This is a genomic window from Streptomyces pratensis, assembly GCF_016804005.1.
In the GTDB taxonomy this organism is placed as follows: Bacteria; Actinomycetota; Actinomycetes; order Streptomycetales; family Streptomycetaceae; genus Streptomyces; species Streptomyces pratensis_A.
On sequence record NZ_CP051486.1, the window covers coordinates 6,906,637 to 6,923,004 of the forward strand.

The 16,368-nt window shown below is 73.1% G+C and carries 10 protein-coding genes; 3 read left to right on the top strand and 7 right to left on the bottom strand.

Features of this window, described 5'->3' with window-relative positions; all coding sequences use genetic code 11:
- Positions 1 to 57 precede the first annotated feature (57 nt).
- Genes HED23_RS28850 through HED23_RS28860 form a run of 3 tightly spaced genes read left to right on the top strand, consistent with a single transcriptional unit; the run spans position 58 to position 7,110 of the window.
- Entirely contained in the window at positions 58 to 3,384 is a 3,327-nt protein-coding gene (locus HED23_RS28850; protein WP_203187676.1) for an ABC transporter permease, read from the top strand.
- A gap of 1 nt (position 3,385) precedes the next feature.
- Complete coding sequence (locus tag HED23_RS28855) at positions 3,386 to 6,157, top strand: ABC transporter permease (RefSeq protein WP_203186283.1); 2,772 nt, start codon at positions 3,386 to 3,388, stop codon at positions 6,155 to 6,157.
- Positions 6,154 to 7,110, top strand: coding sequence for an ABC transporter ATP-binding protein (locus HED23_RS28860; RefSeq protein WP_203186284.1), 957 nt, complete (start codon positions 6,154 to 6,156; stop codon positions 7,108 to 7,110). Before HED23_RS28855 ends, HED23_RS28860 begins: the two co-directional genes overlap by 4 nt.
- A gap of 334 nt (positions 7,111 to 7,444) precedes the next feature.
- Here HED23_RS28860 and HED23_RS28865 read toward each other — a convergent pair whose 3' ends face one another.
- The 7 genes from HED23_RS28865 to HED23_RS28895 form a co-directional block, all read right to left on the bottom strand.
- On the bottom strand, positions 7,445 to 8,143 hold the full coding sequence (locus HED23_RS28865; protein ID WP_203186285.1) for a hypothetical protein: 699 nt from the start codon (positions 8,141 to 8,143) through the stop codon (positions 7,445 to 7,447).
- Positions 8,140 to 8,562, bottom strand: a complete 423-nt coding sequence (locus tag HED23_RS28870) for an acyl-CoA thioesterase (RefSeq protein ID WP_203186286.1) — start codon at positions 8,560 to 8,562, stop codon at positions 8,140 to 8,142. The genes HED23_RS28865 and HED23_RS28870 overlap by 4 nt, the downstream gene beginning before the upstream one ends.
- Positions 8,563 to 8,567: 5 nt before the next feature.
- Positions 8,568 to 10,232 (bottom strand): energy-dependent translational throttle protein EttA, encoded by a 1,665-nt coding sequence (ettA, locus tag HED23_RS28875; protein WP_203186287.1) that lies wholly within the window; start codon positions 10,230 to 10,232, stop codon positions 8,568 to 8,570.
- 219 nt (positions 10,233 to 10,451) lie between these two features.
- Positions 10,452 to 11,906: a Cys-Gln thioester bond-forming surface protein gene (locus HED23_RS28880; RefSeq protein ID WP_203186288.1), complete on the bottom strand. Its 1,455-nt coding sequence runs from the start codon at positions 11,904 to 11,906 to the stop codon at positions 10,452 to 10,454.
- 244 nt (positions 11,907 to 12,150) lie between these two features.
- Complete coding sequence (locus tag HED23_RS28885) at positions 12,151 to 12,576, bottom strand: single-stranded DNA-binding protein (RefSeq protein ID WP_203186289.1); 426 nt, start codon at positions 12,574 to 12,576, stop codon at positions 12,151 to 12,153.
- 155 nt (positions 12,577 to 12,731) lie between these two features.
- Entirely contained in the window at positions 12,732 to 14,693 is a 1,962-nt protein-coding gene (locus tag HED23_RS28890) for a YfjP family GTPase (protein WP_203186290.1), read from the bottom strand.
- Positions 14,690 to 16,333 carry a dynamin family protein gene (locus tag HED23_RS28895; protein ID WP_203186291.1) on the bottom strand — a complete coding sequence of 548 codons (1,644 nt, stop codon included), beginning with the start codon at positions 16,331 to 16,333 and terminating at the stop codon, positions 14,690 to 14,692. The genes HED23_RS28890 and HED23_RS28895 overlap by 4 nt, the downstream gene beginning before the upstream one ends.
- Positions 16,334 to 16,368: the final 35 nt, after the last annotated feature.

Genomic DNA, 16,368 nt, shown 5'->3' on the forward strand with positions numbered 1-16,368 from the left:
TGAAAGCATCCGGTGCACGCCATGGAGCGTGTGGCTGCTGAGGGTGCGGGGGATCAGGTGACGGGGTTCGTCTTTCTGCGGGTGCGGGCGCACAGGCTCCTGCTCTCCGCAGCCGTCCTGGCCGTGCTGCTCACCACAGCTGTGCTGGCCGCGCTCACCGCCTTCGGCGGTTCCATGGGCGACGCGGCGCTGCGGCACACCCTCACCCACCGCTCCGCCGAGCGGGCCTCCCTCTTCGTCTCCGCCGATGTGGACCGGGAGCGGCGCGAGGAGGCGGACGCCACGGTGCGGCAGGCGGCCCGCGAGACGTTCGACGGGCTGCCGGTGACCGTGCGGAAGCTGGAGGGCTCGGGAACGTACGCCCTGCCGCAGGGCCTCCGGACACCCTCCGCTCAGCGGGGTGAGCCCGATCTGACGCATCTCGCCTCGCTCGACCGCGGCAGTGTCCGTCTCGTCGCCGGCCGCATGCCGGACGCCGGGGCGGGGAGCGCGGGGGAACCCGTGCAGGTGGCACTGCCGCGCGCCGCCGCCGAGGCGCTGAAGCTGGCACCGGGTTCCCGCTTGTCGCTCACCGACCGCCTGACCGAGGCGCGGCTGCCGGTCGTGATCACCGGGCTCTACGAGGCGTCCGATCTGGACGACCCGTACTGGCAGCTGGACCCGCTCGGCGGTCGCGGCGCCCGCAAGGTCGTCTTCACCACATACGGCCCGCTGCTGGCCGATCCCGAGGTGCTCGGTTCCGGCCGGATCAGCGCCGGTCAGGTGTCCTGGCTGGCCGCCGCCGACTTCCGTACGGTGACGACCGACAGGACCGGGGCGCTGCACCGGGCGTCGAAGGACGGGCCGAAGGCGCTGTCCGCCTCCGCGGTGTTCGCGGACGGGGCCACGGTGCGGACGGCGCTGCCGACCGTCATCGACCAGATGGAGCGGGCACTGCTGGTGTCCCGCTCCACGATCATGATCGTCGCCGTGCAGCTGGTCCTGCTCGCCGGTTACGCCCTGCTGCTCGTCGCCAGGCTGTTGAGCAGCGAGCGCGGCGGCGAGACCGAACTGCTGCGTGCCCGGGGCGGATCCAGGGGCCGGATCGCCTCGCTCGCCGCGGTCGAGGCGCTGCTGCTCGCGGTGCCGGCGGCCGTCGTCGCGCCGCTGCTCGCGGGTCCGCTGACCAGGCTGCTCGCGGACCGGAGCGAGCTCGGCAGGATCGGGCTGCGGCTCGACGGCGGGGTGGACGGCACGGTCTGGCTGGTGGCGGGCGCCGTGGCGCTGGCGTGTGCGCTGGCCGTGGTCGCGCCCGCCCTGGCCTCGGGCGCGGGAGGCCGCCGTGGGGCACGTGCCGCCGCCTTGCCCACCGCGGTGCGAGCGGGCGCCGACATCGGACTGCTGCTGATCGCCGGGGTCGCGTACTGGCAGCTGGACCGGCAGACCGGCGCGACCGGCGGCGGTGCGCTCAGTGGGGACCGGGACGGCGAGCTGGGTGTCGATCCGCTGCTCGTCGCCGCCCCCGCGCTGGCCCTGCTCGCGGGTACCGTCCTCACCCTGCGCCTGCTCCCCCCGGCCGCCCGGCTCGCCGAACGCCGGGCGGCGGGCGGGCGCGGGCTGTCCGCGGCCCTGGCCGGCTGGCAGTTCAGCCGACGGCCGCTGCGGGGTGCCGGCCCGGTGCTGCTGCTGGTCCTGGCGGTCGCCATGGGCATGCTGGCTATCGGTCAGAGCGCGTCCTGGGACCGCTCGCAGCGTGACCAGGCCGACTTCAGGTCGGGCGCGTCGGTGCGCGTGGTGGGCACGCTGTCCGGCGACCCCGCGAAGGCCGCCGCCTACACGGATCTGCCGGGCGTCCGGGAGGCGGCTCCGGCGTTCCGTACGACGGCCGACCTCTCCGGTGGGCGGACGGCCGAGGTGCTCGCCCTGGACACCGCGCACGCGGACGAGCGGATGCTGATGCGCGAGGACCTTTCCGGTGCGTCACCGCAGGAGCTGTTCGACGCGATCGCACCGCCGAGGACCGCGCGGACCGGGGTCGTCATGCCCGAGGGCGCGGAACGGGTGATGTTCGATCTGCGGGTCCGTGACACCTCGGCGCCCGGCGGGAGGTCCCCGTCGGGTTCGACGGCACTGGTCAGCGTGCTGCTGGAGGACCGTTACGGCATCGGGTACCGGGTCGGGGCGGGCAGTGTCCCCGTCGACGGCCGCGCACACGCCGTGTCCTTCCCCGTGTCGGCGCCGGGGGGACTGGCGGTGACCGGCTTCGAGCTGGACGGCGATGTGCCCTCGGTCCGTTCTGAGAAGCGGCTGGTCTCCGTGACCGGGCTCCGGGCCCTCACCGCGGACAGCGGCGAGCAGCCGGTCTCCGGCTCCGGCGGAGTTCGCTGGCAGGCGGGGGTGACCATGGCCGCGGCAGGGGAGGAGCAGGCCGGAGAGACGCCCGAGGCGGTGACGGGCTCCGGCGCGTCGCCGGCCTTCCGGTACGGGACCGGCTACACCCGCCCCGACGGCGGCTTCTACGGCGACCCGGTGAACACCCTCCGGATCACCGCTGTCCGCCCGGCGGCCCCCGCCCTGAAGGCCGTGGCGACCGACGCGTATCTGACGTACGCGGGGGCGGAGCCCGGCCAGGAGATCGACCTCACGCTGGCGGGGAACACGGTCCGGGTCACCCTCGTGAAGTCGGTGCGGCAGCTCCCGACCACAGGCCCCGGGGCGGCCGCCGGTGCGCCCGAGGGCGCCTCGGACGGCTCCTCCGCGAAGGCCGGCGGCAGCCTGCTGCTCGACCTCAGGGCGGTGTCCGAGGTGCTCGCCCACCGGACGGGTGCCGCCCTCGCGCCCACCGAGTGGTGGCTGAGCACCGCACCCGGCGACGGCGCGAAGGTGGCGGCCGGTCTGCGCGCGCTGCCCGGCACCGATCCGGCGCAGGTGCGGGTGCGTGACGAGGTGGCACGGGAACTGGCGGACGATCCGCTGGGGGCGGGTCCGCAGTCCGCGCTGCTCGCCGTCGCCGTGGTGGCCGCAGCACTGGCCGCGGTCGGATTCGCCGTCGGTCTCGTGGGCTCGCAGCGCGAACGGGCCGCCGAATTCGCCGTGTTGCGGGCCCTGGGCGCGCCCCGTCGACGACTGGCCCGGATGACGGCCGCCGAACAGGGCGTGCTGATCTCCCTGGCCCTGCTGATCGGTCTCGTCCTCGGGGCGGCACTCACCCGGGCCGTCGTGCCTCTCGTCGTGCTGACCGGGCAGGCCGCCAGGCCCGTGCCGGATGTGCTCGTGCTGCTGCCGGCCGGGCAGGTCGCGGCCCTGCTCGTCTCGGTCGCAGCACTGCCGCTGCTGATCGTCGCCGCGATCACACTGCGCCGCGCCGATCCTGCGGTGTCGCTGCGCCACCAGGGGGACAACTGAGATGAACGCGACCGGAATCACCGCCGCCTGCGCCCCTTGGGTGCGTACGAGGCTGCGTACCGCCCCTGGTATCTCCGCCGCCCTCGCGGTCCTCGTGTTCCTGACCGCCTTCCTCGCCGCCGCCTTTCCGCGTTCCGTGGACGCGTACGAGACGAAGGCGCTGCGCCACGACATCACGACCGCCTCACCCGGGCAGAGCGTCCTCGAAGTGACGACACCGCCGCCCCCACTCGGGCAGGCGCCCTCGGTCCGTGAGGGCGCGATGCGGGAGACGGCCCTGTCGTCGGCCTACGGCGCGCTGGTCGACGCGCTCCCGGATCCCGTACGCGCCGATGTGCCCAACTCCTCGTACGGGGTGCACACGACCGAACCCCTCGCCGCCGACGAGGCCTGGCTGCCCCGGCCCGACGCGCTGCCGCCCCGGCTCACGTACGCCGCCCCGTCGGCGCTCCCCGGCCACAGCACCCTGCGGTCGGGGCGCTGGCCCGTGGCGCGGGGCACGGTGGCTCCGGAGACCCGTGAGGTGGAGGCGGCCGTCACCGAGGAGACGGCGTCGGAGCTGAAGATGAAGCCGGGCTCCACCATCGCCGTACCCACGGGGCGCGGTTCGCCGCTCACCGTGCGCGTCACCGGCATCGTCGCACCGCTGCACCCGGAGACCGGTTACTGGACGGTCGATCCGCTGTTCCGCGCCCCGTCCCTGGTCCGGGACCCGGGGTCCCCGACGCCTGTCTTCTACTGGCGGGCGACGCTGCTGCTGCCCCCGGACAGCGGTCCGGCACTGCTCGCCACCACCGGTGAACCGGAGCTCTACTGGCGCCTCGCCCCCGATGCCACGGACCTGACCGCAGCCGACGTCCCCGGGCTGTCGACCGGCGTCGCGGCGGTGGAGAACGGCCCCGGGCTGCTGGAGCTGCGCGACATCACCGGGCCGAACACCACGCTCACCACCGACCTCGACGCGATAGTCGGCGCCTACTCGTCGATGCGATCCGCCATCGGCCCCGTCGTCACCGTGGCCGCCGTCGGGATCGGGGCGGTCGCCGCCGTCGTCCTGCTGATGACGGGCGGGCTGATCAGCGCCCGCCGCCACCATGAGCTGGCCCTGCTGCGCGCCCGGGGTGGCTCGCTGAAGGGCATCGGCGGGCGGCTGCTGGCCGAGACGGCGGTCGCCGTGCTGCCGGCGGCGGCGCTCGGGCTGCTGGCGGCCGTCCTGCTCGTCCGCGAAGCGCGGTTCCTCCCCGCCCTGGCCGGTGCCGCCGCCGTCGCGGCGCTCGTCTGCGTGGTCCTCCCGCTCCTTACCGCCGTGCAGCACCGCAGGCCACTGCTGCACGGCCCCCGCGACGACCTGATGAACGCCCGGCCCTCCCGGCGCCGCACGGTGGCCGAACTCACCCTGCTGGTCCTCGCGGCCGGCGCGGTGGCGGCTCTGCGCCGACGCGGTACGTCGACGGGCTCGGGCGCCGACCTGCTGGTCAGTTCCGCGCCCGTCCTGGTGGGGCTGATCGCCGCGCTCGTCCTCGTGCGGCTGTATCCGCTGCCCCTGCGGCTGGCGGCACGTCCCGTGGCGCGCCTGCGCGGAGCGGTCGGCTTCCTGTCACTGGCCCGAGCGGGCCGGGCCTCGTCGAGCGGCACGCTGCCGTTGCTGGCCCTGCTGATCGCGCTGACCACGGCGGCGTTCGGCGGCTCGGTGCTCGCGGGGGTCTCGGACGCCCGCGACGACGCCGCGCTGCGGGCCGTCGGCGCGGACGCCAGGATCAGCGGCGAGGGCGGGCTCTCCCCGGTCTCCGACGGACTGGTCCGCCGGGTGCGGGCGGTGGACGGCGTCAAGGACGTCGCGGCCGTGCGCATCGAGTACGGGACTCCGCTGGCGTCGGCCCAGGACACCAGATCGGACACGAAGCGCGCGACCCTGATGGGTGTCGAACCGGAGTCGTACGCGCGCCTGGCCCGCGACACCGGGCTCCCGGCCTTTCCCACGGCCGAGCTGAGAAGCGGGCCGGAGCAGGGCGGGGCGCTCCCAGCCGTCGTCTCACCCGCCCTCGCGGAGCGGCTCGGTGAGCGGCCCCACACCATCCGGTCACAGGCCGGGGACATCACGGTGCGGGTCGCCGGGGTGCTCGCGCGGACCTCCGCGGTGAGCGACGCGGAATTCCTGATCGTCGACGCGGCGGGGCTCGCCCGGCCGGACCCCACGACGCTGCTGATCACCGGAACCCCGCTCGACGAGCGGCAGCTCTTGGCCGCCGCACACGATGCGGGACCGGCGTTCGGTCTGCGGCTGCGGACGGCGGAACGCGAGAGGTTCGTGGACACCCCGATGCAGTCGGGCGCGGAACAGATCTACGGGGCGGCCGTCGTCGCGGGCGCCGGATACGCGCTGCTCGCCGTGGGTCTCTCCCTGCTGCAGACAGCACCGGAGCGCACCACGCTCCTGGCCCGGCTGCGCACCATGGGGCTCACCACCCGCCAGGGGCGGCGGCTGCTCGCGTTCGAGGCGATGCCGCAGGCTCTGCTGGCCGCGTTCGGCGGACTGCTCGTCGGCTGGGCGACCATCGTCCTGCTGGCCCCCGGTGTCGATCTGGGCGCGCTGGCTCTCGCCGGTGGCGACCCCTCGACACCGGACGCCGCTTCCCTGCGGGCCGACCTGCGGTCGCTGGTCCTGCCGGCGGCCGGAGTGGTGCTCCTCGCAGCCGCCGTGGCCGGCGTCCAGGCGTGGTGGGCGAGCCGTCGTGGATCGATCAAGGAACTCAGGGCAGGAGACACCCGGTGACATCGTCGACAGAGACCACTCTGGCGGAACTCGAACAGAGGGCCGCCGCGCGCCGTGACAGGCCGTCGTACGGGCACGACGCCCTGATCGCCTGCGACCGGCTGGTGCGCATCTTCTCCACGGACGGGGTGGAGGTGCAGGCTCTCCAGGGGCTCGATCTGCTGGTAACCCAGGGGGAGCTGATGGCGCTGGTCGGCGCTTCGGGCAGCGGGAAGTCGACCCTGATGAACATCCTCGCGGGCCTGGACGTCCCCACGGCCGGGGCGGCGAAGGTGGCGGGCTGCGACCTGCTGGCGATGGGGCAGAAGGAACGGCTGCGCTACCGCCGCGACATCGTCGGCTTCGTCTGGCAGCAGACCTCCCGCAACCTGCTGTCGTATCTGACCGCCGTGCAGAACATCACGCTCCCCATGCAGCTGCGCGGGGGCGGCCGGAACCGCGAACGGGCCGCGCGGGCCGAGTCGTTGCTGGAGATGCTGGACGTCGCGGACTGCCGCGACCGCCGCCCCGCCCAGATGTCCGGTGGCCAGCAGCAGCGGGTGGCGATCGCGGTGGCCCTGGCCAACAACCCTTCGGTGCTGCTCGCCGACGAACCGACCGGCGAGCTGGACTCCGCGACCGGCGAGCAGGTGTTCGCGGCGTTCCGCCGTGCCAACGAGGAGCTCGGTACGACGATTGTCATCGTCACCCACGACCAGGCGGTGGCGAGCGAGGTGCGCCGCACCGTCGCGATCCGCGACGGCCGCACGTCCTCCGAAGTACTGCGGCGCACCGAGGTGGACGCGGCGACGGGGCAGGAGTCCCAGGTGGCGCGGGAGTACGCGATGCTCGACCGGGCCGGCCGGCTGCAACTGCCCGCCGACTACACCGAGGCGCTGGGGATGGAGCACCGGGTGATGCTGGAGCTGGAGCAGGACCACATCGGGGTGTGGCCGGACGCGCCGAAGGAGTAGCCCCGGCACGGAACCGGGGCCCGCACGCACCGGAGCCAGGCTCGGGGACCACACCTTGGGAAGCGCGGAACAGGTCCTACACCCTGGGAGCGCGGAACGGGGGACCACACCTTGGGAAGCGCGGAACAGGTCCTACACCCTGGGAGCGCGGAACGGGGGCCCACACCTTGGGAAGCGCGGGACCCACACCCTGGGAGCGCGGGACCGGAACCCCGCATCGGGGACCCCACACCCCGGGGGGCGCGGAAGGCTCGTGCGGAGCGGACCGTCCTGCCGGTCTGCCCGGCAGCGGAGCCCTCCGGACGGACGCGCCGGACGGCCCGGGCGGAGGACTTCAGGCGGTTCCGACCGTCACGGCGAGTGTGCCGAGGCCGCCGCCACCCGCGCCCCGCAGGGCGATCGATCCGTACGGCGTGCGCAGCCGCAGCCAGGGTCCGGCCGTGAGCAGCGCGACGGGGAAGCCCGGCGCCGCGCGCAGGAAGCCGAGTGACTGGGCGGCGTGCACGGCGCGCAGTGGCAGCTCGGTGTCCCCGACCGTCCGGGACCAGATGTCGCGGCCGATCAGGTCGCGTTCCGCCCGGATGCGCCGGTCCTCGGGCAGCGCCGCGTCGCGGGCCCGGAATTCGGCCACGGCGGCGGCGAGCTCGTTCCGCAGTTCCATGGGCCCCGGCAGCCCGGGGCGCTCCTGCCAGCCGCCTCGCGGCGGCAGCATCCCGGCCCACGGCGGCCCGGTGACGGGCTCCGGCAGGGCGCTCACCCCGGCCGCCCCGTCGTCCACGTCCGTGTTCAGCGCTTCGAGGAGTTCACCGGCCGAAACCGTGACGTCGAAGTCGTGGGCCCCGGACAGCCGGACCGTCCGGATCGCGAGGACCTCGAACGACGGCGGCCGGCCGAACACGGCCAGCGCGCCGCCGCCCGCCTGGAGGCGGACGGCGGCAGCCCGGTCGTAGTGCAGCAGCCGGCCGAGGAAGGCGGCGAGATCCGCCGCCTCCCTCGCATCCGCGAAACGTGGCGACCGCACAGACACTGTCATGCGACGGCGGGCTCCTGATCGAGGTACTCCTGGAGGAAGAGCTTCTCCTCGGCGGTGATCCGCCGGGGCCGCTCCTCGGCCAGGTTGTAGGGCACGACGACCGTCGACGCCCTCACGTAGACCTGATCGGGGTCCTTGACCTCGTAGGCGATCGTCAGCGACGCGGCGGTTATCTTCGTGACCCAGGACTCGATGGTCACCGGCGAGTGCCGGTGGACGAGCGGGCGCACGTAGTCGATCTCGTGCCGGGCCACCACGGAGCCGCCCGAGAAGGACGGCGAGCCGTCCCCCGGCGCCAGCCGGAACATGAAGTCGATGCGCGCCTCCTCCAGGTAGCGGAGGAAGACCACGTTGTTCACGTGGCCGAAGGCATCCATGTCCGACCAGCGCAGTGGGCAGCTGTAGATGTGACGGGCCAAGTCGATCAGCCTCGCGTCAGCTTCTTGTACGTGGCACGGTGCGGGCGGGCCGCGTCCGCACCGAGGCGCTCGATCTTGTTCTTCTCGTACGACTCGAAGTTGCCCTCGAACCAGTACCACTTGGAGTCGCCCTCGTACGCCAGGATGTGCGTGGCGACGCGGTCCAGGAACCAGCGGTCGTGGGAGATGACCACAGCCGCTCCGGGGAACTCAAGCAGCGCGTTCTCGAGCGACGACAGGGTCTCGACGTCGAGGTCGTTGGTGGGCTCGTCGAGGAGCAGCAGGTTGCCACCCTCCTTGAGCGTCAGCGCCAGGTTGAGGCGGTTGCGCTCACCACCGGACAGGACGCCGGCCGGCTTCTGCTGGTCCGGGCCCTTGAAGCCGAACGCGGACACGTACGCCCGCGAGGGCATCTCGACCTGGCCGACGTTGATGTAGTCCAGCTCGTCCGACACGACGGCCCAGAGGGTCTTCTTCGGGTCGATGTTGGCGCGGGACTGGTCGACGTACGAGATCTTGACCGTGTCGCCGACCTTGATGGCGCCGGAGTCCGGCGTCTCCAGGCCCTGGATCATCTTGAACAGCGTGGTCTTGCCCGCACCGTTCGGGCCGATGACACCGACGATGCCGTTGCGCGGGAGCGTGAACGACAGGTCGTCGATGAGGACCTTGTCGCCGAAGGCCTTCGAGAGGTTCTCGACCTCGACGACGATGGAACCGAGCCGCGGGCCCGGCGGGATCTGGATCTCCTCGAAGTCCAGCTTCCGCATCTTGTCCGCCTCGGCCGCCATCTCCTCGTAACGGGCGAGACGCGCCTTGGACTTGGTCTGGCGGCCCTTGGCGTTCGAGCGGACCCACTCGAGCTCTTCCTTGAGCCGCTTGGCGCGCTTCTCGTCCTTGCGGCCCTCGACCTTGAGGCGGGTCGCCTTCTTGTCGAGGTACGTGGAGTAGTTGCCCTCGTAGGGCAGGGCACGGCCGCGGTCGAGCTCGAGGATCCACTCGGCGACGTTGTTCAGGAAGTACCGGTCGTGGGTGACGGCGACGACGGCACCCGGGTACTTCGAGAGGTGCTGCTCCAGCCAGTTCACCGACTCGGCGTCGAGGTGGTTGGTGGGCTCGTCGAGGAGGAGCAGGTCCGGGGCCTCGATGAGGAGCTTGCAGAGCGCCACGCGGCGCTTCTCGCCGCCGGAGAGGTTGTCGACGGGCCAGTCGCCGGGCGGGCAGCCCAGGGCGTCCATGGCCTGCTCCAGCTGGGCGTCGAGGTCCCACGCGTTGGCGTGGTCCAGGTCCTCCTGGAGCTTGCCCATCTCGTCCATGAGCGCGTCGGAGTAGTCCGTCGCCATGAGCTCGGCGACCTCGTTGAAGCGCTTGAGCTTGCCCATGATCTCGGCCGCGCCGTCCTGGACGTTCTCGAGGACGGTCTTGCTCTCGTCGAGCTTCGGCTCCTGCATGAGGATGCCGACGCTGAACCCGGGCGACAGGAAGGCGTCACCGTTGGACGGCTGCTCCAGGCCCGCCATGATCTTCAGCACCGTGGACTTACCGGCACCGTTGGGTCCCACGACACCGATCTTCGCGCCGGGCAGGAAGTTCAGGTTGACGTCATCGAGAATCACCTTGTCGCCGTGCGCCTTGCGCGTCTTGCGCATGGTGTAGATGTACTCAGCCAAGAGAAACCGTCCGGCAGCAATAGAGGTGTGGGCAGATACACCCATCTTGCCTGACGTCCGCGCCCGGACGGAAACCAGTCCGGTCCCCGGTACCGTCCCGGCACATCCGTCCAGCCCGCCGGAACGGCCCCGCGTGCGCCCCGGGACGCGAAGGGCCCGGTACGGGGGTCGTCCGTACCGGGCCGTTCACCGGCGCATTCCCGCTGCGCCTGTGCTCAGTCACTCACCGCTGTCCTGCGGCTTCTTCCTGCGGAGCAGGAAGACCGCGCCGCCGCCGAGGACGACGAGGGCGATGGCGACACCCGCGATGACGGGGGTGCTGCTGGAGCCGCCGGTCGCGGCGAGGTCGCCCTCGGCGCCGGTGGAGCTGGTGCCGGTCTGCGCGGGCACGGGATCGGAGCCACTCCGGGTGCCGATGCCATCACCCGGGGCGGGGGTACCGGCGGTCGCGCAGTCCAGGACGCCCCTGAAGTTCTTGCTGTAGCCGCCGGGGCCGGTGATCGTGAAGTCGTACGCCTGGTCCTCGGCGACCGGGATCGTCACCGTGCGGGTCTCACCCGCCGGGATGGTGTGCTCGGTGCCGGCCAGCTCGAAGGTGAACGCCTCGTCGCCCTTGTTGTCCGCCGTGATGTCCACACCGCCCTTGGCGCAGTTCTTCTGCGCGGTGAGCGCGGGCACGGCGCCCTTCTCGGCCCAGGTGGCGCTCGCCGTCGCGGTGACCGTGGACTCGCTGGAGCCGGCCAGAATCATGGTCTGGCTCTTGGTCAGCCCGGCGAAGACCCGGCCGACGGGCACGGACGTGGTGGCCTGGACGGTCAGCGAGGCGGAGCCGTCCGCGGCGCCCTCGGGGATGTCGAAGTAGAGGCCGGTGCCGTCGGTGGCCTCGGTGAGGGGCTTGCCGTCCTTGTCGGTGACCTTGACCCCGCCTGCGGCGGCGTCGGCCGGCGGGGTCACGGAGACCTGGCCGGCGTCGGTCCGCACGGTGACCGGGCCGACCCGCTCACCGGCCTTGCCGGACACCGCGGCGGGCTCCAACGCCACGGAGGCCTTGGGCTCCGCGACGCTCTCCGCCTTCTCCTCGAGCCAGTCGGCCAGCTTCTCCGCCTGCGCGTCCTTGGCCTCGACATCGGCCTCGTCCGAGAAGCGCCAGATGGCGACCTGGGTGCCCGCCGCCGCCGTCCTCGCGGTGAGGGGCCCGGTGCCTGCCTTGTCGGCGAGCGCCGCGAGGTCGTCGACCTGCGGGTACGAGTGCTGCAGGATCCAGCGGATCTTGCCGGCGTTCTCATTGGCGCCGAGAGAGGTCTGGTCCCAGGGGGTCTCCAGATACTTCGCCCGGTCCTGGGTGGGGTTGTGGATGTCGATGCAGTACGTCTTCAGCTGACCGCCGCCGTCGACGTCCAGTTCGAAGAGGCCGGCGGGGAGCTCCTGCGTCGTGCCCGCGCCGCCGCCCTCGCCTCCGGTGCGGAGCACGGCGCTGTCATACGTCTTCAGCCCGTCCAGCACCGCGGTCGCCCCGCCCTGGTGCTGACCCGTCTCGTCCGCCGCCGCCGTCGTGGCGCCGACGAGGGTTCCCGCAGCGACCAGCCCGCCGGCCACCATGGCGGCTGCCGCTCTGACGAGACCGCGGCCCCGGCCGTCCCCGGCAGGCCGCCTGCTCCCGCCCCGGCTCCCCATGGAGCCCTCCGTCGCCGCCGTCGACGACGAAGTGGATGCTGAAGACACAAAAAACACAGAATTCCCCTCCGGGCGAGACCTCACGCATGATGCGCGTGTGGGAGGTGTCCCGCCAGCAAACTCAAGTGCCGCATGAGTACTGGGGAATCGTATGGAGCGAGCGAAGAGGAATCCCCCGTCATGCCGTCAGACAACCATTCCGACTCATAATCGTTATAGCCCTGTTCGGCGCGCCCCCTCCCCTTCAGGACACCGATGCCATTTCCGTGGCCGGTTTCTGACGATGCGTAGGCGCCGTGAGTGCGGGGTCGCCTCTGACGACCCGCCGGAACGCGGCCGTTCCCCTGGTCAGGTCGTGCCCCACCGCCAGAGCCTCGATGTCCACGGAGGTCTTCCACACCCCGTCCCGCTCCTCCTCGCGCACCTTCAGCCTGCCGTGCACGACGAGCGGTTCCCCGACCGAGACCGAGCCGGACAGATTCGCCGCGAGTGTCCGCCGTGCCCACACGGTGTAGAAACCGGTGCGGCCGTCCGCCCAGATCTGCTGCTCCCGGTCCCACCTCCGGGGCGTCACCGCCAATCGGAATCGCGCCGTCGATCCTGTCGCCGTCTCCCGGAAGTCCACCGGAGTCGCGGCGTTTCCCACCAGCGTCACCAAGGTCTCGTTCATTTCCCGTCCCCCGATTCCTGCCGCATTCCGTCCGCTTTCCGTACCGCTGCCCGCCCTGCACCGATGAGGTGCGATGACGTGCGGTCCGGCGCGTCTGTCTGATCCGCTGCGAACCATGCTGGACGGAAACCGGGAATCCCGCCGAGGCCTGTGGATTACCCGCCGGTTGTGGACAACTCCGTCACCGCCACATACCGCTCCCGCACCTCGCGGTAGCGCGCCAGTTCCGCCGCCACCGGGTCGAGGACCCTGGCCCTGCCGCAACCCGCCGCGGCCTCGCGCAGCCGCCGTTCCGCCTCCTGGCCGTACCGGCGGGCGGGCCCCCGCGCGGCGGCCGCGCACGACCACTCGACGAGCGGCCCTCCGACGACTCCGGCCAGCATGAGCAGGGCCGGGGTGAGCAGGCCCGGTTCGAGCAGGCCGACGATCTGGCCCAGCAGCCACAGCCCGCCGAAGATCTGGAGCAAGGTCATCGAGGCCTGGGCGAGCACCGCCGCGGGCCACCACGCCGGGCGCGGCGGCCTGGTGCCACGCCCGCCCGGAGCCCCCGCGCCGGGCGCGACCGCTCTGCCCACGGAGCCGGATTCCCGCTTCCCCTGCCCCTCGGCCGTGTCCTGTACGCCCGTGGTCCGCCCGCCGGGGCCCACCGGGCCGGCTCCGGTGTCCCGGTTCCCTCCACGGCCCCGGCCTCCGGCCTGGGCGTTCCGTGTCAGCTCGTCCAAGGCCTCGGGAAGCCCCTTCGCCCCGTTCACCGCCGCCTCGCGCACGGCCTGGGCCCACGGTGAGGGCAGCCCGTCCACGGCGTCGTCGGCCAGTTTCCGCACGGCCTGCTCCACACGCTGCCGGGCGGTGAGCTCCTCCTCCGGCGGTGCGAGCGCCTGCGCCATGAGGTCGAGTCCGCCCAGCTGCCTGGTGGACTCGTACCAGCGCCACAGCCGCAGCCAGGGCGTCCCGCACGCCCGCCCCGCGTTCCTGCGCCACTCCCGCTCCGCCGCCTGACCCGCCGTCCCCGCGCCGACCGCTTCCGCGAGCCGGTCGGTGAACTCCTCGCGGGCCCGCTCGCCGAGCCCCGGCCGTCCCTCGGCGACGTACACCGGCCGGAGCCGCGCGGCGGCGGCGTCCACGTCGGCGGACAGCCTGCGCGCCGCGGCTGTGCGGTCCTGGACGAACCTGCCGAGCAGTTCGCGCAGGTCACCGACCCCGGCACCCGTGAGCGCGGACAGGGACATGACCGTGACGCCCGGCTCGCCGTGTTCCCCCACCGCCATGCCGTCCTCGTCGAGCAGCCGGCGCAGATCGTCCAGGACCAGGTCGGCGGCCTCGGCCGGGAGCCGGTCGATCTGGTTGAGCACGACGAAGGAGATCTCGGCGTGCCCGGCGAGGGGACGCAGATAGCGCTCGTGCAGGGCGGCGTCGGCGTACTTCTCCGGGTCGACGACCCAGATCACCGCGTCGACCAGGGCCAGCACCCGGTCAACCTGCTCCCGGTGGCCGGTAGCCGCCGAGTCGTGGTCGGGCAGGTCCACCAGGACGAGACCCTGCAGCGCCTCGTCGACGGGCGTGCCGCCCTGTACCGGCCTGCGCCGGAGCCGCCCCGGGATGGCCAGCCGGTCCAGCAGTCCCGCGGCGCCGTCGGTCCAGCTGCACGCGATGGGGGCCGAGGTGGTCGGCCTGCGCAGCCCGGTGTCGGAGATATGGACGCCCGCGAGCGCGTTGAAGAGGGTGGACTTCCCGCTGCCGGTGGCCCCCGCGACGGCCACGACGGTGTGCCGGGAGGAGAGCCGCTGGCGGGCCGACGCCTCGTCGAGCACGCGCCCCGCCTCGGCGAGGGTGGCGCCGTCGAGCCTGGCGCGGGAGAGCCCGACCAGTTCCCGCAGCGCGTCCAGCCGCGGTCGCAGAGGGCTGCCGGGCAGGCCGTATGCCTCGACCTGGGGCTCCGGATCGTCCTGGCCGGCCGGAACCGGCTCGGCCTCCGCACCCTCCTGTGCGGCCTCGGCCGCACGGCGCGCGATGAGCCCGTCGTCCCAGCGCCGCCCGTCGTCCCCCCGGGTCTCCCCCGCGCCTTCGCCCTCCGGTCCCCGTCCGTGGTCCCGGCCCTGGTCAGTGACGGCAGTCATCGCTGCCACCTCTCCTTCTGCAGTACGGACAGCGCGGCGATCAGTTCGGCCTGTGGCTCGGGGGCGACCTCGAGCGCGTCCAGCGGGGCGAGCCGCCGGTCGCGTTCGCCGTGCATGACCTGGTCCAGGCACTCGGTGAGCAGCGCCCCGCCCTTGTCGCGGAGGCGCAGCGCACCCTGGGCGCCGATCCGTTCGGCGAGCTGCTCCCCGGCGCCCCTGGCGCGGCGCCCGCCGAGGAGTGCGGCTGCCAGCAGCGCCGCCACCGTCTCGGCGTCGGGCGCGGCACTGCGGTCGAGCAGCCGCGCCTCCTCCTCGGCCAGTTCCTCCAGCACTCGCCGCCAGCGGCGTACGGCCATGCCGATCCGGCCCTGGATGTCCTCGGCCGGCCCCCATCCGCCGGCCTCCCGGCCCGCGTCCTCGAAGCGGAAGTTCCCGGCGGCGGGCTCTCGCTGCCAGATCGCCCGGATCTGCTCGTCGGAGGCCGCCACGGCGCACTGCAGCAGGGCCACCAGGCTGTCCACCAAGGCATCCAGGAGCTCCGCCGCCGTGCTGTACAGCGGGTATCCACGCCACCGGGTGCGGGCGCCGCCGGCGAGCACGGCACCGTTCCGGAGCCGCAGCCGCACGCGCGACAGCTCCTTCACGTACGCCTCTTCGACCACACCGGTCAGCCGGACGGCCGCGGCGTACTGGGCGGCTACCGCTCCGGCCAGCTCGGGCATCCGTACGTTGAGGGAGTCGATGACCCCCGACGCCGTACGCCCCACGGCCTGCTGACGGGCCGCCGGGTCCTGCGCCCGGTGGGTGAGCCACGCGCGCAGGGGCGCGACGGCGGTGGTGGGCAGCAGTCCGCTGCCTCCGCCCGCGGACTCGGGCAGCTCAGGAATGGTGAAGCGGGGCACCTCACCCAGGCCGGCCCGGGTGAGCAGCGCAGCGTACTGCCGGGACACCTCGGCGATCACCTGGTGCGGCACCCGGTCCAGGACGGTGACCAGGGAGGCGTCGTACTCCTTGGCGGTGCGCAGCAGATGCCACGGCACGGCGTCCGCGTACCGGGACGCGGTGGTGACCATGACCCATACGTCGGCTGCGCAGATGAGCTCGGCGGCCAGGACCCGGTTCCGCACGACGAGTGAATCGATGTCGGGGGCGTCCAGGAGCGCGAGCCCCCGGGGCAGGGTCGCCGCCGTCTCCACGCGAAGCACGGTGTCGTCCCGGTCCCGCTCGCCCCCGAGGTGGTCGAGCCCGTCCGGGTCCGGGACCTGCCCCGGGGGCAGCCACACCCGGGTCAGCTGCGGCAGCACCCGCACCCCGGCGAACCAGTGGTGGTCGTCGGGGTGGCAGACGAGCACGGGGGTCCGTGTGGTCGGGCGCAGCACACCTGCTTCACTGACCCGGCATCCCACCAGCGAGTTGACGAGCGTCGACTTGCCCGCGCCGGTGGATCCCCCGATCACCGCGAGCAGCGGTGCCTCGGGATCCTTGAGACGGGGTACGAGGTAGTCGTCGAGCTGGGCGAGCAGTTCGGTCCGCGTCTGCCGGGCGCGCGGGGCACCCGGCAGTGGAAGTGGAAGACGCACGGCAGCGACACGGTCGCGCAGGGCGGAAAGTGCGTCGATGAGCTGGGGCCGTACATCCATGGTTACCACATGTGAAGAATGCCCAATTTTGACGC